Source organism: Streptomyces sp. NPDC019890 (genome assembly GCF_044903445.1).
GTDB lineage: Bacteria > Actinomycetota > Actinomycetes > Streptomycetales > Streptomycetaceae > Streptomyces.
This window is the reverse complement of sequence record NZ_JBJDQK010000011.1, coordinates 39920-58031: the sequence shown is the minus strand read 5'-3', so window position 1 is coordinate 58031 and position 18112 is coordinate 39920. Positions and strand designations below refer to the sequence as shown.

Sequence of the window (18112 nt, the reverse complement as noted above, 5' to 3'; positions counted from 1 at the left end):
ACGGGTGACGGGGGAGGCCTGATCCACTGGCCGGAACCGTGCGGTACATTTTGCGCGCCCTTGACCTGCAATTTTTCAGACACGGAGACCAGTCCCCAATGAGCGACATCGTCAACGGACTTGGCCGCGCGAGCGCGTACGGCGCCCTCGGTGTGGTCCTCCTGATCCTCGGCATCCTCCTGATCGACCTGCTGACGCCCGGCAAGCTCGGCAAGCAGATATGGGAGGACCGCAACCGCAACGCCGCGCTGCTGCTCAGCTCGGCGCTGCTGGGGATCGGCGGCATCGTGTTCACGTCGATCTGGACGACGTACGACAACTTCGGCAAGGGACTTGCCTCCACCGCCGCGTTCGGTCTGCTGGGTCTGGTGATGATGGCGGTGGCGTTCCTGGTGGTGGACCTGGTCACGCCGGGCAAGCTCGGGGCGACGCTGGTCGAGGCGGAGCCGCACCCGGCGGTGTGGGTGACCGCGTCCTGCAATCTCGCGGTGTCGGCCATCGTCTCGGCGTCCATCGCCTGAGCACCATGATCTGGCTGGACAAGCGCCGCCACCAGCAAGGAAGTTGATACTGTCGAGGCTCGCCCGGAGCCCCTGGGCGGGGCTTTCGGGGGGATTCATGAAGCCGCGGCTGGTCTTCGTACACGGCATCGGCGGTCCACGCGACGCAGCCGCCGAACTCGACTCCTGGCTGCGCGCACTGGCCGACGGCGCCCGCGCCGCGGGCCATGCGCGGCGGGTCCTCGATCTGGTGCAGGGCTGGGCTGCGGACGCGCGATTCGCTTACTACGGCGATCTGTTCGGCGTCGCCGAGGCACAGGGGTCATCGGACACGGACGACGAAGCCGACCTGGTCGGCGAGTTGCTGTTGGAAGCCCTCGACGAGCGGCTGGCCGAGCCCGTGGCGGACGACGAGATCCGCATGCTCCGCCACGCCCGCGCCCAACTCGCTCCTGAGGGCGCCTCGCAGGGCCTGGGCGAGGCCGCTCGGCAGGTGCTCAACGCCGCCAACACCCTGCTGTCGGTGCCCGGTCTGCGTACCTTCGGCGGCTGGGCCAGCGCGAGTCTGATGGTCGGCCAGCTGCGCCAGGTCGCCCGCTATCTGCGCCGCGCCGAGCCGGATGCGCAGGGCCTGACTCTCGACGCCCGGATCCGCCACCGCGTCGAGCAGGCTCTGGACCCCGCCGGACCCACGATCGTCGTTGCGCACTCCCTGGGCACTGTCGTATCGCTGGAGACCCTGCACGCGCACGGGGAGCGCATACCGCTGCTCGTCACCCTCGGTTCGCCGCTGGGGATGCGCAGGGCGGTGCAGCCCAAGGTGCATCCGCAGCCGGTGCAGGTGCCCGGCCCGGTCGAGAGGTGGCTCAACTTCTGGGACCGGGACGACTTCGTCGCCGGGCGGCCGCGGCTGGAGAAGTTCGTACGCCCCAACGACCGGTCCGTGCTGCCTGTCAGCAAGCGCATCGACTCGGACGGCGTATGGGTGCACCCCGCTGTCAAATATCTCGCGCAGCCGGCCGTCGCCGGGCCGGTCGTCGAGGCGATCGAGGCAGCCACGGCCCCATGACAGCGACAACTCCCCACCGCCACACCCTGGTCATCGCCCCGCAGTGCGCGGAGCTGGGGCTGCTCGACGGTCTGGAGGACGTGGCGCGGTCCTTGCACGATTCACTCACTGACCACTGGACGGGGGCGTGCGCTCAGAGCCCGGCCGCCGAGTCCTCACTGCTGTACGGCACTTCCGTCTCCCAGGCGCAGATCGAGGCCGCGATCCGGGGCGCGGCGCAGCAGGCGGGCGAGGCGGGAGCGGTACTCGTCCTCGCGCTGATCGGTCACGGCATCACCCCCGGCCAGAACCCCACGCTCTATCTGATGGCGGGCGACTCCCGAGCCGATGTGATCGCCTCCGCGGTGAACGTCGGGGAGCTGCTGACCCAGGCTCTGGAGACCCCGGGGCTCCCCGGAGTCATCGCGCTCGTCGACACCTGCCACGCCGGGGGCGCAACCCCGGATCTGAAGGCGCTGGACGGTGGCGTGCGCCAGGGCGCAACCCGGTTCTCCCTGCTGATGTCCGTCGGCGCTGCGCAGACCGCGTACCGGCTCGCCTTCACCCGGGGCGTCGTCCAGGTGCTCGCCGAGGGCATCGGCGGCGCGGGCGAGTTTCTGCGTCCCGCCGCGGTGGTCGATGCCGTGAAGGACGCGGTGCCGGGGCAGGACGCCCGCTTGGTGGAGTACGACGGCGCGCAGTTCGGCGAGCGCCCTTGGCTCGCGCGCAACGTCAGGCACCTCCTGCGGGCCGGATCGGTGCTCGGGCCGGTGGCGACCGAGGAGCTGGACCAGGCACTTCAGCCGCTGGGCGGCGCTGCCCCGCCGCCCACGCCGGTCACCGGCGCCGATGTGCTGGAGCGGATGCGGGGCGCCCTGCGCGGGCTTGGGCCCGGGAGCGCCGGCGAGACTGCCTGGGCACTGCGCGTCGTCGACGGTCTGCTGGACTGCTTGCGCACCGTCGACCTGCTCACCTCCTGGCCGGGGCAGCCACTCACCTCCGAGCGGCTGCGGCGCGCGATGTCGTCGGCAGCGGGCCGGTCCGGAACGCGGCTGCCCGATGCCTCAGGGAGCGAACTGCTGCGGGACGCCGTGGAGTATCTGAGGCTGCGCGCCCCCCGTGTCGGCCAGACGCACACCACGCCCCTGGCGGCCTTCGTCGCCGCGCTGGCCACCGAGGACATGCTCGCTGCCGAGAGTCCCCGGCTCACGGCCTGGGCGCACTCCGTCGGTGCCGAGGTCGAACTCAACGACGCCTTCGAGGCCCTGCGGCAACGGGGCACCAAGTCTCGGCTGCGGCTGATCGTCAGTCTGCATGCCGCCGTCGCCGACGAATGGCCCGAGACCCTTGACGCCTGGCTCCTTGACCGCGGCGACGTGCGCGCGCACAAGGAGTTCGGCTGCACACCGGACCAGAAGGGGGTCGAAAAGAGGCTGGCCGGTGTGCTCAGGTGGGCGTCCCTGCACGCCAGAAGAGCGGGCGCGCGACTTCAGCGGGTCGAAGTCGCCGCCTCAGCCGCGCTGTTGCTGCGCTGGCGGCCCGAGGAGACGGACTTCGGGGAGCGCGTGGGCGTCGCGTACGACGTCGTACTGCGCTGGAGCGAGCGGCTCTGCCCGCCGGACCATCTGTGGTGGATCAATGAGCGGGCCAGGGAGAAGCTGGAGGCAATGAGCGCGTGCGGAGCGGGCGGCGCGCCCGTGGACTGGCTCGGCGAGCAGGAGACGATGCAGGCACAGGAGCTCAGAAAGCGGCTCGGGCACGGCGCGTACGCCCGGGCGTTGGCACTGGAGCACCGGCCCGCGCGGTTCGAGCAGATCATGGAGGTACTCCTGGCGTACGCCCCGATCGTGCTGTGGCCCGGCGGCGACGGCGGCGTGCCGGACAGGTCCCGGGACAGCCTCGACAGGTTCTGGCATCTGCTGCCCACGGAATTCAGCGAGGCCTACCGCCGCAGCTGGGGACAGCACACACCACCGGGCGAACCGGCGGAGCCGGACGGCCGGGAGCATCTCGCGCAGTGGCGGTCGGTGTGGCACGACTGCGAATGGCTCGACTTCTGCGACTGGTTCGAGCAGCACACGCTCGAGCAGCCCACAACGGATGGGGAGAACTCCGCATGACCTGGCAACCCTTCTATGTCGGGGACGGCACGCCGCGGGATGTCGATCTCGGCGAGCCGCCTCCGTGGCGGAGCTTCCCCCGGCAGGCCCTGCACAAGCAGTTCCAGCCACCCCCCGGTCTGATCAAGGCGGTCAACGCCGCGCTTTCGCTGCGCCGTCCGCTGCTCGTGACGGGCGCGGCGGGCTCCGGCAAGTCAACGGTGATCGAGCAGGTCGCGGCGGAGCTGAAGCTCGGCGACGTACTGCGCTGGCACATCACCTCGCGCAGCACGCTCACGGAGGCGCTGTACCGGTACGACGCCCTGGGTCGCATCCACGCACAGCGGCTCGACGGGCCGGGCGGCAGCGACGACATCGCTCCCTTCCTGCGGATGGGCCCGCTGGGCACGGCGCTGCTCCCGGCCGAGCGTCCGCGGGCGCTGCTGATCGACGAGATCGACAAGAGCGATCTGGATCTGCCGAGCGATCTGCTCGATGTGCTGGAGCGCGGCGAGTTCGAGATCCCCGAACTCGCCCGGTACACGAGGGACGTTGTCGAGGTGCGCGAGTGGGGCGGCGATGTGCGGCGGCCCGTGCAGCGGGGGCGGGTGCAGTGCGAGCAGTTCCCGTTCATCGTGATGACCAGCAATGGCGAACGGGACTTTCCGGCGGCCTTTCTGCGGCGCTGCATCCGCTACACCATGCCGAAGCCGACGGTCGACGCGCTTCGCCGGGTCGTCGAGGCGCATCTCGAGATCGGTACGGATACGGAACGGTCCGGGGCGGTCGACACGCTGATCGAGGCCTTCGTCGGGCGGGTCGCGGCGGGCGAGAGCCTGGCGGTCGACCAGCTTCTCAACGCCGTACACCTCCTGACCGGCGGCGGCGCTCCTGCCGGAGAGGACAAGCAGGAGGTCTTGGACCTCGTCCTGCGCGAGCTGTCCCGTGCGTGAGCAGTCCTTGGCTCGGGCGGTTGCCGCACTGAGCGCTGCGGCGCCAGAGCTGGACGGCACGGCTCTCGCCGATGCGCTGTGGCTCGCATCGCGGTTGGCGGGGGACGGGGAGGCCGCATCCGCGGGGCCTGAGCCGCATCAGCCCGCAGAGGCGGCGCCCGCACCGGAGCCCGTGGCCGAGTCTTCGGCGCCCGCGGGTGCGGGGGCGGCCGCACCCGAGCGCGCCCTGCACGAGCGGCTCGCCGGGGCGAGCTCGCGGGTCCGCGGTGACGCGGTGGCCCCGTCACGGGCCGCCGGCCTGCCGCTCGCACTGGAGGTGACCCGCGCCCTGCGCCCGTGGAAGCGGCCATGGCGTCAGGGGCGCCGGCCCGAGCTGGACATCGACGCCACGGTGGACGGCTATGCCCGCAGCGGGGAGCTGATCCCGGCGCTCAGAGCGGCGCCGGAGCGATGGTTCGACCTCGTACTGGTCGTGGACCGCTCCCCCGCCATGCAGGTGTGGCAGGAGACGATCGCCGACTTCACGGCCGTACTGGACCGGCTCGGCGCGTTCCGTACGCTCCAGGTACGCGATCTCGGCTTCGGGGAGGAGGGACCCGAACTCCGGGACGGACAGGGCCGGTTGACGGGCCCGGGCCAGCTGCGGTCGCCCGACGGGCGTCGGCTGGTGGTTGCCGTGTCCGACTGCGCGGCGCCGGGGTGGCGGGAGCCCGGAGTGTGGCGCCAGCTGCGGGAGTGGTCGCTGTCGACGCCGGTCGCACTGCTCAATCCGCTGCCGACGAAGCTGTGGCGCAGGACAGGTCTCGATCTGCCGACGGTCCGGGTCGCGCCCGGCACGCCGGGCTCGGTCAACTCCCATCTGGCCTTCGACCCGCCGCCGTTGCTGCCAAACAGTGATGACGGTCCGTGGCTGCCGATCCCCGTGCTGTCGCTGTCCCCGCACTCTCTGGGCCGCTGGTCGCGGACTCTGATGCGCACGGCCCCGGAGGGATGCGGCGCGGTGCTGGTCCCGTCCGGCGGGCGGCCCGAGGCGCGCCCTCGACGGCGATCGGGAACGGGGAACGCCGAGGGTTTCCTGCGTACGGCTTCGCCCGCGGCGGCGCGCCTGGCCGTGCTGTGCTCCGCCTTCGACCGGCTGAGCATGCGACTGCTGCATCTCATCCGCCAGGAGCTGGTGCCCGAAGCGACGGTGGCGGATGTCGCGGAGCTGCTCACCAGCGGCCTCTTCGCGCTCGGTTCGGATGCGGGCGGAACGGTCGAATTGGCTCTGCCCGACACGGTGCAGCAGCGGCTGAGGCGGGAGCTCGCGGAGCACGAGGTGTGGCGCATCAACCGGGCGCTGAGCCGTCATGTGTCGTCGCGGGGGAACGGGGGCGGGCAGCTGCCGTCGGTCGCGTACGCCCCTGAGGGCGCGGCGGAACTCCCCGCGGAACGTAAGCCGTTCGCACAAGCATCACGGCGGACGCTTGAGCTGCTGGGGTTGCCGGTGGAGGAGGCCGAGCGGCACGAGGAGCGGGCGGGGAGGCCGGTGCCCGCTCACCTCCCGCCGGACTCGGCGGAGAACTTCGTCGGCCGGGCACGCCCCCTTCAGGACCTGCAGCATTTCATCACGTCGCCAGGATCGCCTGTCGTAAGTGTCACGGCCGACGGTGGCGCCCCCGGTGCCGGGAAGACCACGCTGGCCCTGCGCGCGGCGCACCTGGTGAAAGACCACTTCTTCCCGGACGGTCAGCTCTTCGTGGATCTGCGGGGATCGAGCACCCACCCGCTGGATCCGTCCTCCGTGCTCGTCGGCTTTCTTCAAGCCCTGGGCGCTTCGCTGGAATCGCTTCCGTCGGACCAGGAGCGGCTGTCCGCGCTCTACCGCGCGTCCATGGCCGGACGCCGGGTGCTGGTGGTACTCGACAACGCCCACGCCGAGAGTCAAGTCGCTCCGCTGCTGCCCGACACCGGCACGCCCGGTTGTGCGGTCGTCATCACCAGCAGGGGCCCGATCCTCGGCCTCTCCACACATGTGCTCCAGCTGGGACCGCTGGATGACACGGAGGGGGTGAATCTGATCAGCAGCATCGTCGGGCGAGCGCGGAACTACGTGGTGTTCGACGACGGCGTGCAGCTCGTTCGGCGTTACGGCGGTTGGCCGCTGCCCATCGCACTGATCGCCAAGTGGATCGCCCTCGGAGACGTACCTTCTGGTCTGGCGCTGGAACTGCGGCATGAGGGCCCCGTCGGCTCGGCGTTGGACGTCGCGCTCAAGCTGCGACTCGACCATCTGGAGCCCTGGCTCGCGCGGGCAGTGATGCTGTTGGCCATGCTCGACACGACCCAGCTGCAGACCGGAGAGACGGCAGCCGTGCTCAATACGACTCACGGCGACGCAGTCGAGACCCTCCAGACACTGGTCGAGACGGGACTGCTCGAGAGCGACGGCGCCGTTGGGTCCCACTACCGGTTCCACGACGAGGTTCAGCGCGTCGCCCGACGGCGGGCCAGGGCAGAAATCCCTACGAACCAGGCGGAATTGGCCGCGGAACGACTCCTCCGTCACTACCGCCGGGAGGCGGTACGTGTCTGTACGGGGGACCGTCCCGGTGATCGCCTCGCCGACCGCCTGGGGCTCATCGGTTCCGGCGAGGCCGCCGTCGCACCGGGTATGTCGCTGGAGTCGTTCCTCGGGGAGTCCCCTGATGTGCTGACCGTCATGGGTGCGGCGGAACTCGGCAGGAGAGTCGCCCCGCATGTCCGAGCACATGTGCTCCTGCTGCTCAGGGACCTCGCCGAGTCTCCTCTTCACGCGGCGCAGTATCGAAGTGCAGCGCTGTCGGTCGCCGAGGACGCCCAGCGCATCGAGGACAGCCTGACCCATGCCAGGGCTCAAGTCGCCTTGGCCCTCGGCCTTCTGCACCAGAACCAGGACGCGGAGGCTCAGGTCACCCTGGAGGCGGCCGCGGCGCAGAACGACGCCGCGACAGCGGGCATCGTCGACCTGCTCTTCGGAATAGTCGCGCAGCGACAGGGCGACTACCCGCGTGCGGCGGCGCACTTCGAGCGGTCGGCTGCCACCGCCGCTTCCGACCGTGACCGCTTCGCGGAGGCACAGGCCCTCGACCGCCTTGCCCACCTCAACCTGGAGCTTGGCCAGGCCCACGAGGCGATCGACGCGGTCAATCGCCAGCTGAAGCTGCTGCGGGAGGTGGGTGCGCCCCTGCGGAGAGCTCACGCTCTGTGCGTACTCGCCGAGGGTCATGCCCAACTCGGCCAGCACGCCATTGCGCTGTCCTGCCTTCAGGATGCGCTGGGGCTCTTCCGGGCTCATGCCCAGCACGAGGCCGTGGGATCGACGGGGCTGCGCATCGCCCAGACGCACCTGGCCGCCGGCAACCTCGCAGCGGCGCTCGCCGCGGCCGAGGATTCCCTCGCGGTCCTCGCCGGGACGGGCAACGCCTCGCACCAGGCCGACGCCCTGATCGTACTCGGTCACGCCCTGCACCACGCGGGCGAGGCGGACCGCGCCCGGCAGCGTTGGCACGAGGCGCTGGCGCTCTTTCTGACGACCGCCGACGGCGGCGGCAGGGTGGCCGAACTCCAGGGGCTGCTGCGGACCGACGGGGCCGCGCCACTGAGCCGACGGCATCACAACACCGTCGTGGCGGTGGAGATTCAGGACTTCGCCGCGCACCGAAACGCCGACCGGACCGTCCTGCTCGAGACACTTGACGAGGTCTTGGGGAGCCAACGGAGACCGTGCTTGTGGGACGGCACGATCGTCCTCGCCTTCGACTGGGACATCCCGGTCGAGCGTTTGCTCGTCGCGCTGGTGGACCGCCTGCCCAGAGCCCTGGATGCCCTGAACCGACGGCTCGCCGTACGGGTGGCGGTCCATTCCGGCATTGTCGACAGTGTCGTATCGAGTCCCGCCGTGGACACGGCCCTCACCCTGCTCCGCACGCCCGACCTCGACAGGATTGCGCGGTCCTCCGGCGCGTCATGTGCGGTCTGTGTCTCCGCAACCGCCATGGAGGCCGCTCTCCAACACCCCGGCACAAGCCTGTCGACGGAGCGCTTCGCCAAGATTCGCCTCACCGACGGGGGTGAGACGCTCAGGGCGTGGCTCCACATCCCCGAACCCGCACCGCCGGTCGATGAAGAACTCCAGCGCCTGCGGGAGGCGTTCATGACCGAGGATCCCGACGGTCACCGCATGGGGAAGCTGCTGCGGGACTGTATCGACAAGATCCTCGACGGCCCCGGGACCGGTCGCTTCGACGTGGAAGAGCTGACCCCCGACGAATTCGGTCGTCTTGCCCGGTCCGTGGAGCTGGCCGTGCTTGAGGATTTCCCGCTTCTCCCGCTGCCGGACGTCGGGTTCTTCATCCGCTTCGGGCTCAACGGGCCTCGGGGAGCGGTCGCGCCGGTGGTGCAGAACGCGATCTGCCTCATCCTGGACGCCAACGACCGGGAGTCCAAGTGGTGGGCCGGACTGAAGCGCGTACGAAGCGGATCGCAGGTGGACGCAGTCAACCAGGACGGAGAGCGAGTCATTGAGCTCGACCGCTCCGTGGAATGGCTCCACCGGAACGCCGACCTGCCGGAGAACCTGCTCCTCCAGCTCCCCGAGCCGGTACGCACCGCCATCCTCTCCGCGTCCACCGGCGCCGCGCGCGCGGCCGAGCTCTTCCGGCGCGTGACCGAGCGAAGGATCTCGACCGAGACGCTGCGCACAGTGACACAGCACCTCGATTACGCAAAGCGCATCCGCGACGCGCGGCGCGTGCTCTCCGAAGAGGGCATCGTCATCCTGAGCCACCTGCCGCAGGACCGGGAGCGTGCACGCGCTCTAGGGCTGCCCGTTCCGGAGCCGGGCGAGTGGGTCAGCTGTCGCGCGCCCTAGCCCACAGGTGGTGCATGGCGTACGAACGCCACGGCCGCCAGGCTTCGGTGTCCCCCACCGTCGCCTCCCCCGCCGGCAGCACATCCGGATCGCCAAGGGCCCGCATCCGGATGTAGCCCGCCGTCCTCGGTCCGATGCCCGGCAGAGCGAGCAACTGCCGCTCGGCCTCGTCCCGGTCCGCGCCCGGATCGAGTACCACCGAGCCGTCCGCCAGCGCGGCGCTCAGCGTACGCAGTTCGCTGGGCTCTGCCTCCGCCAAGTCCTCCACACGCGGGAACAGATGGGTAAGCCCCCCGCTCGGCTCGGTCAACCGCTCCCCGTACGCCGCGACCAGCGCGTCGCCAAGCTCCCGCCGGCCCAGCACCGCCCGCACCGCGAGCTCATGCGGATCGGCCGTGCCCGGGGCTCGCAGGCCTGGGCGGGCCGCGATCAGGGGGGCCAGTATCGGGTCCGTGCCGAGACGTTCGGCGACCGCGCACGGGTCGGCGTCCAGGTCGAAGAGGCGGCGCATCCGCTGGCCGGCCGTGGTCAGATCGCGCAGACAGACCAGGTGCAGCCGGCACTCCAACCAGCCTCCCCCAGCCTTCGGCCGGGGGGACCCTCTGCCCGGCTGTTCGTCCACCTCGGCAACTCCGGGGCCGCCCGGCAGCCGGAGCGTACGCCGGTAGACGCGAGAGCCGCGCTCTCCTACAACCTCCTCGATGCCGGTGATGGCGCGGGCGGCAAGGTAGTCGAAGACCTCGACGGACGCGTACGGGCCGCGGTAGGCCAGCCGCAGCGGGACCCCCGCGGCGCCGCCGCCCGCCGAGCCGACCCGGCCGACAGGGCCGAAGCGCGAGCCGCGTCCGGGACGGGCGGAGCGGAGTTCGCTGGGGGTGGCCGCGTAGATCTCGCGGATCGTGTCGTTGAACTGCCGTACGCTCGCGAACCCTGCCGCGAACGCGATCTCCGTCACCTGCAGGGTGGTCGTCTGCAGCAGTACGCGCGCGGTGTGGCCGCGCTGGGCCCGGGCCAGGGCGATGGGGCCCGCGCCGAGTTCCGCGTTCAGCTGCCGCTGTACCTGGCGGGCGCTGTAGCCCAGTCTGCCCGCGAGGCCCGCGACACCCTCCCGGTCCACGACCCCGTCACCGATCAGTCGCATGGCACGGCCCACGACGTCGGCGCGGGCGTTCCATTCGGCGGAGCCCGGCACGGCGTCCGGGCGGCAGCGGCGGCAGGCCCGGAAGCCCGCGCCCTGGGCTGCCGCGGCGGTCCGGTAGAACCTCACGTTCTGCCGCTTGGGGGTGATCGCTGGGCAACTGGGCCGGCAGTAGATCCCGGTGGTGGAGACGGCGAAGAAGAACACGCCGTCGAACCGCGCGTCTCTGCTGCTCACCGCCTCGTACCTGCTGTCCTCGATCGTCATACGGCCAGTATGGGCACCCTCCCGGGGCCCGGGCTGGCGGAAATCGGACACGACGTTCGACCGGCGGCGACGGCCTAGTACGCCGTGATGACCAGCGGGCCGCCGTGCGCGGACGCCCGGCTCATCCAGTCCGCGCTCAGGTACAGCGACCGGCCCGGTACTGCGGTACGCAGCAGGCGCTGCCGGTGCAGAATCCGGCCGTCCTGGCGGACGACGAGCACGGGCAGGGCGAGCCGCCCGGTCGTACGCAGCGTGAACCGGTCCCGCATCGGCGGGGGCCCGGCCGGGTCGATGCGGTTCGGCGCCGCCCAGCGCAGCGGAGCTTCGACCTGCACGGTCAGCACGCGACCTGGCCACGGTTCGCCTGCGAGAGTGCGCAGCACCTGTTCCGCCGCGTGCCGGCCCTCTTCCGCGGCGATCCCGGCCGGCTCCACGCCGTGCAGCAGATTGCCCGCGGCGAAGACCCCGATCTCGGCCGTGCGCAACGCGGTGTCGACCGCCGGTCCACGGGTGCCGGGGTCGAGTGGGATACCGCCGCGCCGGGCGAGCTCATGGTCGGGGATCCAGTCGCCGGTGAAGACGACTGTGTCGCAGCGGAGTGTGGTGGTTCTGCCGTCCCGGTGCCGCAGCCCGACGCCGGTCAGGCGGCCTCGGCCGAACAGCTCCGTCACCGTCGCCCCGGTGAGCAGCGGGACGCGACGTCGCGGGGACACCAAAGGAGCGCGCGGCTGATCGGTGACCATCGCGACGACGTTGGCGCCCGCCGCCCCCAGGGTCCGCACCGCCGAGTACGCGACGGGCTCCGCGCCGACGACGACGGCACGGCTGCCGACCGGCTGTCCGTACAGATGGACGGCCTGCTGCAGCTCGCCCGTGGTGAGTACGCCCTGCGGCCGGGTGCCCGGCACAAGGCGCGCGCTGCGCGGGCGTTCGCGCGCCCCGGTGGCGAGGACGACGGCCCGTGCGCCGATGCGCTCCAGGCCGTCCGGGCCGGTGGTGTCCAGGGTGCGGGGGCCCGCCCAGCCGGTGACGGTGACGCCGGTGCGCAGATCCGCTCCGGCGCGCACGGTGTCGTCGACGAGGTGGCGGGCGTACTGCGGGCCGCTCATCGGACGCCGCAGGTCGCGCAGCCCGAAGCCGCCGAAGTCACCGAAGCCACCGGGGTGGCAGTGCCGCGGGATGCCGCCCGCCTCTTGCTCCCGCTCCAGGATCTCGACCCGGCCCGCGCCCGCCGCGGCGAGCCGCGCAGCGGCGGCGAGTCCGGCCGGTCCGGCGCCCACGACCAGGACGTCGACCGCTCGCGTCACCCGGTTCATCCTCGCGCCTCGAACAGCGCGCGCACCGTCGGCCCGCAGTAGAAGCCCTGGCAGCGGCCGCCGCGCGCCCTGGTGCGGCGCCGCAGTCCGTCGAGAGAACCCGGTGGGACCGTGCTGTCCAGCGCGTCGCGAATCTCACCGCGGGAGACGCGTTCGCAGTGGCAGACGAGTGTGCCGTACTCGGGGTCGGCGGCGATGAGATCGGCACGCTGGTAGGGACGGGGGAACGTCTCGCCGATGTTCGGCATGCGTACGGGCTCCAGTTCGCGGGCGGGCCCGAGGTCGAGTCCGGCATCGGCGAGCAGGTCGGTGACATGGGCGGCGATGGCCATGGAGGCGGTCAGACCGGTGGAGCGGATGCCGCCGACGGCGATGTACCGCTGCCGTGCGTGCGCCCGGATGCGGTAGTCGTCGTGCTCGGTGGCCGGTCGCAGGCCCGCGTAGACGGCGGTGACCTCCTCCTCGACCAGCTCGGGCATGATCCGTCGGCCCTTCTCCAGGAGGAAGTCGAGCCCCTCGGCGGTCGATCCGGTTGCCTGCTTGTCGTCGAGGTCCTCGGCGGTCGGGCCGAGCAGCACATTGCCGTACACCGTCGGTGACACCAGTACGCCCTTGCCGAGCACGGTCGGCACCGGGAGCAGGATGTGGTGGACCAGGGCGCGGGCGAGCTTGTCGAAGACGATCAGCTGGCCCCGGCGCGGGGTGACGGTGAAGTCGCCGTGGCCGAGCTGCCGGTCGAGTTCGCCGGCGTGCAGACCCGCGGCGTTGACGAGATGGCGGGTGCGCAACAGACCGCGGTCGGTGACCAGTTCATGGTGGGTGCCGCTGCTGACGCTCTCCACCCGGCAGTTCAGATGCAGGCCGACCCCGGCGCGCACGGCCTGGGTCGCATACGCGAGGGTCGTGGTCCAGGGGCAGATGATGCTCTCGCCGGGGACGGCGAGTGCACCGAGTGCGCCGGGCCCCAGGTGCGGCTCGCGCCGCCGTACCTCGTCCGCGCCGATCAGCCGGGCGTCGTGGTAACCGTTGCGCTCGGCCTTGGCGGCGAGGGCGGGGAGCGCTGCGAGCTGCTCCTCGTCCCAGGCGACGAGGAGCGCGCCGAGCGGTTCGAGGGGGATGCCGCTCTCGGCGGCGTAGGCGGCGAGTCGCCGCCGACCGTCGCGTACGAGGCGGGACTCGAGCGACCCGGGGACGGCGTCGAAGCCCGTGTGCAGGATCGCCGTGTTGGCTTTGGAGGTGCCGTTGCCGACGTCGTCGCTCGCGTCGACGAGGGCGGTGCGGAGGTGGTGACGGGCGAGTTCGCGGGCGATGGCCGAGCCCACGACACCGGCGCCGACGACGATCACATCATGCATCGTGTCCGGCAACTGCCCGGCACTGGTGACGGTCATGGCGCTCCCCGCCTCACCTGTCGGCCGGAGGCGTACGGTCGTCGGCCGCGGGCGCACTCTCAGGGAGTGCAGGCGTACGGTCGAGGAGCGCGGCCACCTCGCGGCGGAAGCCCGCGAGCCGTTCGGCGGCCTCGGCGGCGCCGATCCGCGGCTCGTAGACGGCTGACGGCTGCCAGGCGGGTACCGCCTGCTCGGCCGTCAGACCCGGATCCATGCCGAGCCGTGCGACGGCGCCGACGCCGAGGGCGGTGGCATCGGGCAACGCCGATACTTCGACCGGCAGTTGGAGCAGGTCGGCCTGGGTCTGCATCAGCAGCGCCGAGCGGGTCAGACCGCCGTCGACGCGCAGACCGGTGAGCGGTGCGCCGAGGTCGGCGGCGACCGCGTCGGTGAGCTCGGCAACCTGCGCGGCGATGCCTTCGCACAGCGCGCGCACGAGGTGCCCCGGTCCGGTGTCCAGGCCGAGGCCGGTGAGCGAACCACGCAGATCTCCGCGCCACCAGGGGGCTGCCAGTCCGGCGAGCGCCGGTACGAAGGTGACGCCGCCGCTGTCGGGCACGGCGGAGCCGACCGGGTCCAGATCGGCGGCGCCCGAGATCACTCCGAGGCCGGTGAGCCAGCGCACGGCCGAGGCTGCCGTGTAGACCTGTCCGTCGAGGCAGTAGCTGGTGCGTCCGCCGAGCCGCCAGGCGACGCAGCTGACAAGGCCGCTGCCCGTACGGCGCGGGCGCGGCCCGGTCTGCGCGAGCAGGAAGGCCCCCGTGCCGTAGGTGCATTTGGCGGTGCCGGGCTCGGTGACGCTCTGGGCGAGCAGCGCGGCCTGCTGGTCGACGAGGAGCCCGGTCAGGGGTACGGGGGCGCCGAAGGCGTTGGTGATGCCGACCGGGCCGTCCGCGTCGACGACCTCCGGCATCCGCTCGTCGGCGAGGCCGTAGATGCCGAGTGCTTCGGGCGACCAGGCGACCCGGTCGAGGTCGAGGAGCTGGGTGCGCCCGGCCGTCGCGGCGTCGGTGACGAACGCACCGGTCAGGCGGTGGATCAGCCAGGCGTCGCTCGTGGTGACCACACCGTCCCGGGTGAGCTCGCGGCGGATCCACGCCATCTTGGGCGCGGCGAAGTACGGGTCGAGGGGCAGTCCGGTCAGTTGCGTCAAGACATCCGCATGCTGGGCGAGTTCGGCACAGAGCGCCTCGGCCCGCCGGTCCTGCCAGACGATCGCGTCGGTCAGCGGTTCGCCGCTGACGGGGTCCCATGCGAGCACCGTCTCGCCCTGGTTGGCGAGGCCCATGGCGGCGACGGGCTCTCCGGCGTCGGCGATCGCCCGGCGTCCCGCGTCGATGACCGAGGTCAGGAGCGCCGCGGGGTCGACCTCCACGCTCCCGCCGGAGCCGTAGCGGGGGTTCACCGGCGCGGAGCCGGTCCCGATCACACCTCGCTCGGGGCAGATGACCAGCGCTTTCGTGCCGGAGGTGCCCTGGTCGACGGCAAGCACCGGGCCCGTCATCGGCCACCCCGCTCTTCGATAGTAAGGAACCTTGATCATTGACGGAAAGAAGCGTGGTGCAGGCAGCGTCCGCCGTCAAGAGTCACCTGCGCCGATGGACGTCTTCATGTATCTGACACATAATCAATACCTTGCTGCTACACCATGGTTGAGTAAGATCACCGCAAAGCCCCGCCCCACCCGCCCCCGCCGTACCAAGAGGGTTCATGACAACCGCAACGCGACCGGACTGATGCCCCAAGACGCTTTCCGACCGGTGTACCACCCGGCGGGTCATGACAGTGAACTGCGCTCCGCCATGCAGGACTTACGCACCGGCCGCTGGATGTCGATGCGGAATCTTCTGACCGCCACCTCCGACTGGGCACTGTGGACCCAGCGCACCCAGGTGCTCGCGGCGGTGGCCGCGGGATCGGACGCCGTGCAGGCCTGGCGCGCCGAGGAACCCCGCTCTCTCGCCGCGACCGTGATGCACTGCCGGGTCACCGTGGAGCGTGTACTGCGCGCCCACCGCGAGGGGCACCGGCGCACTCAGGAGCTGTGGCACGAGGCGTGGGAGGCCTGCCGGATCGCCGCGCACCAGGCTTCCGAGGACCCGGTGCCGTGGGTGTGTCTGCTGGCCCTGGCCCAGCTCGACGAGAAGCAGCGGATGGACGAGCACCGGGTGGCACCGCCGGGGCCGATGCTGTTCCCCGGCCCCTGGGGGCTGCTCGCGGAGGCCGACAAGCGCGATCCGTACAACCGCGAGGCGTACCACCGGATGCTCCAGTTCGTGTACGCGCGCAAGTCCGGCGGCCATCTGTCGGAGGCGGTCAACTATGCGCAGTGGGCGTCGTCTTCTGCTCCCGGCGGCTCGGCACTGCGGGCCCTCCCGCTCTATGTCCGGGTGGAGCGCTACCGCCGCGAGAAGGGCCATGAGAAGGCGCTGGATCTGCACTGGGTGACGGACGACGCGGCCCGGGACGCCGAGCGCGCGCTGCACTTCTGGTTCGACCTCGTCGACCCGGCCAGGAGTTCTCTGCTGGATCTCAATCATCTGGCGCACGCGCTGTGGGGCGCGCATCGATTCACCGACGCGGCCCGGGTGTTCGAGGCGCTCGGCCCGTACTACACCGCGCCGCCGTGGGCGTACCGCACGCACAGCCCCGGCAACCCCGGCCTTGCGGAAGAGGTGTTCCTGCGCGCCCGCAGCCGCTGCCTCGCCGCCGCGCGGGACGCGATCCCCGACCCCTGACGCTCGTCCCCGCGCCCCTGCCCCAGCGCGTTCGAGTACCAGCACCTCCCCGTCCCTGTCCGCTCAGTGCATCTCCCTTTCCCCCGGAGGTACTTCGATGTCCATATCCCCGCCCAAGTGGTCGAGTCCGGACCAGACTCCGCCACCCAAGGACGAGGAGGAGCGACTGCGGGAACTCGGCTATCAGCCGGTTCTGGCGCGCCGCATGGGAGGCTTCGGCAACTTCGCCATCAGCTTCTCCGTCATCTCGATCCTGTCCGGCTGCATGACGCTGTACGGCTTCGGCCTGAACACCGGCGGCCCGGCGGTGATGCTCTGGGGCTGGGCGGGTGTAGGTCTGTTCGTCCTGTGCGTCGGCATGGCGCTGGCCGAGGTCACGAGCGCGTACCCGACATCCGGCGCGCTGTACTACATGGCCGACCGGCTCGGCGGCCGCAAGTGGGGCTGGTACACCGGCTGGCTCAATCTCCTGGGCCTGCTGGGCGCGATCGCCGGAATCGACTACGGCGCCGCGCTGTTCACCGGGGCCTTTCTGAATCTGCAGTGGGGATTCACCCCCACCCCAGGCTCCACAATGATCATTTTCATGTGCATTCTGCTGCTGCACGCCGTACTGAATCTGTTCGGCGTCCGCCTGGTCAGTCTGCTCAACTCGGTCAGCGTGTGGTGGCACCTGGGAGGCGTCGCGCTGATCGTCGGCGCGCTGGCCGTCGTGCCGTCCAGCCACCAGTCCCCCGAGTTCGTCTTCACCGAGTTCGTCAACGGCACCGGCTGGGACAGCCCCATCTATGTGGCCGCGATCGGTCTGCTGCTGGCGCAGTACACCTTCTCCGGCTACGACGCCTCCGCGCATCTGTCGGAGGAGACGTCCAATGCCTCCGTCTCGGCCTCCCGCGGCATCGTGCGCTCCATCTGGGTCTCCTGGATCGCCGGTTTCGCCCTGCTGGCGGGGCTGACCTTCGCCATCCAGGACTACGCGGGCACGCAGGAGAGCGCCACGGGCGTGCCGCCGGCCCAGATCCTGCTCGACGCTCTCGGCGAGGGCGGCGCGAAGGCACTGCTGCTTGTCGTGATCGTGGCGCAGCTGTTCTGCGGCAACGCCGAGGTGGCGGCGGCCAGCCGGATGGTGTTCGCCTTCAGCCGTGACAATGCGCTGCCCGGCTCGGCGCTGTGGCGGAAGGTGAGCAGCCGCACCCAGACCCCGGTCAACGCGGTATGGCTGTCGGTGGTCTTCGCCTGTCTGCTGGCCGTGCCGTCGCTGTACTCCGTGACGGCCTACGGCGCGGTGACCGCCATCAATGTCATCGGCATCACCCCCGCGTACGCGATCCCGATCTATCTGAAGCTGCGGGCCGGCAGTCGCTTCGAGCCCGGCCCCTGGAGTCTGGGCCGCTGGAGCAAGCCGATCGGCTGGATCGCCGTGGTGTGGGTGACCATTGTGACGGTGCTGTTCTGCCTGCCGCAGTCGAACCCGGTGACCGTCGACTCGATGAACTATGCCTCGATCGCCCTGGTCGCGGTGCTGGTCCTGGCCACGGTGTGGTGGTTCGTGGCGCGCCGTTCGTACAGCACACCGCAGGCGTACGGCTCAGCCCGTGAGCAGGCGGAGATCTCGGACCAGATCGTCTGAGGCGCACCGCGAGTCACCGCGGTCGGGGGCCCGCGGCGGGCCGGCCCCCCCCCCCCCCCGGGGGGGGGGGGGGGGGCGGGGGGGGGCGGGGGCCGTGAGCCCGGGCGGCCCCCCGGCGTCGCGGCCCCCACCCCCCAGCGG

The 18112-nt window shown here is 71.4% G+C and carries 11 protein-coding genes; 7 read left to right on the top strand and 4 right to left on the bottom strand.

From position 1 onward, the window contains the following. Window positions 1–98 precede the first annotated feature (98 nt). The 5 genes from ACI2LP_RS26775 to ACI2LP_RS26755 all read left to right on the top strand — a co-directional run bounded on the left by ACI2LP_RS26775 (window position 99) and on the right by ACI2LP_RS26755 (window position 9491). Window positions 99–521 carry a DUF350 domain-containing protein gene (locus tag ACI2LP_RS26775; RefSeq protein WP_404727067.1) on the top strand — a complete coding sequence of 141 codons (423 nt, stop codon included), beginning with the start codon at window positions 99–101 and terminating at the stop codon, window positions 519–521. Window positions 522–618: 97 nt separating this feature from the next. Further along, complete coding sequence (locus tag ACI2LP_RS26770) at window positions 619–1569, top strand: alpha/beta hydrolase (RefSeq protein WP_404727066.1); 951 nt, start codon at window positions 619–621, stop codon at window positions 1567–1569. Beyond that, window positions 1566–3668 (top strand): hypothetical protein, encoded by a 2103-nt coding sequence (locus tag ACI2LP_RS26765; protein ID WP_404727065.1) that lies wholly within the window; start codon window positions 1566–1568, stop codon window positions 3666–3668. Before ACI2LP_RS26770 ends, ACI2LP_RS26765 begins: the two co-directional genes overlap by 4 nt. After that, window positions 3665–4600 (top strand): AAA family ATPase, encoded by a 936-nt coding sequence (locus ACI2LP_RS26760; protein WP_404727064.1) that lies wholly within the window; start codon window positions 3665–3667, stop codon window positions 4598–4600. Before ACI2LP_RS26765 ends, ACI2LP_RS26760 begins: the two co-directional genes overlap by 4 nt. Continuing rightward, window positions 4593–9491 carry a NaeI family type II restriction endonuclease gene (locus ACI2LP_RS26755; protein ID WP_404727063.1) on the top strand — a complete coding sequence of 1633 codons (4899 nt, stop codon included), beginning with the start codon at window positions 4593–4595 and terminating at the stop codon, window positions 9489–9491. Before ACI2LP_RS26760 ends, ACI2LP_RS26755 begins: the two co-directional genes overlap by 8 nt. On the opposite strand, the gene ACI2LP_RS26750 is transcribed toward ACI2LP_RS26755, so the two are convergent. From ACI2LP_RS26750 to ACI2LP_RS26735, 4 genes are all read right to left on the bottom strand, one after another. Beyond that, window positions 9472–10896: an AlkA N-terminal domain-containing protein gene (locus ACI2LP_RS26750; protein WP_404727062.1), complete on the bottom strand. Its 1425-nt coding sequence runs from the start codon at window positions 10894–10896 to the stop codon at window positions 9472–9474. The genes ACI2LP_RS26755 and ACI2LP_RS26750 overlap by 20 nt on opposite strands. A 74-nt stretch (window positions 10897–10970) precedes the next feature. Then, on the bottom strand, window positions 10971–12212 hold the full coding sequence (locus ACI2LP_RS26745) for an NAD(P)/FAD-dependent oxidoreductase (RefSeq protein ID WP_404727061.1): 1242 nt from the start codon (window positions 12210–12212) through the stop codon (window positions 10971–10973). Continuing rightward, complete coding sequence (locus tag ACI2LP_RS26740; protein WP_404727060.1) at window positions 12209–13603, bottom strand: FAD-dependent oxidoreductase; 1395 nt, start codon at window positions 13601–13603, stop codon at window positions 12209–12211. The genes ACI2LP_RS26745 and ACI2LP_RS26740 overlap by 4 nt, the downstream gene beginning before the upstream one ends. A gap of 13 nt (window positions 13604–13616) precedes the next feature. Then, window positions 13617–15107 carry an FGGY family carbohydrate kinase gene (locus ACI2LP_RS26735; protein WP_404727059.1) on the bottom strand — a complete coding sequence of 497 codons (1491 nt, stop codon included), beginning with the start codon at window positions 15105–15107 and terminating at the stop codon, window positions 13617–13619. A 232-nt stretch (window positions 15108–15339) separates the two neighbouring features. Here ACI2LP_RS26735 and ACI2LP_RS26730 point away from each other — a divergent pair, with 232 nt between their 5' ends. Further along, a complete protein-coding gene (locus ACI2LP_RS26730) occupies window positions 15340–16341 on the top strand; it encodes a hypothetical protein (protein WP_404727058.1) in 1002 nt (333 codons plus the stop codon). Between the two features lie 97 nt (window positions 16342–16438). Then, window positions 16439–17971, top strand: coding sequence for an amino acid permease (locus ACI2LP_RS26725; protein WP_404727057.1), 1533 nt, complete (start codon window positions 16439–16441; stop codon window positions 17969–17971). Window positions 17972–18112 lie beyond the last annotated feature (141 nt).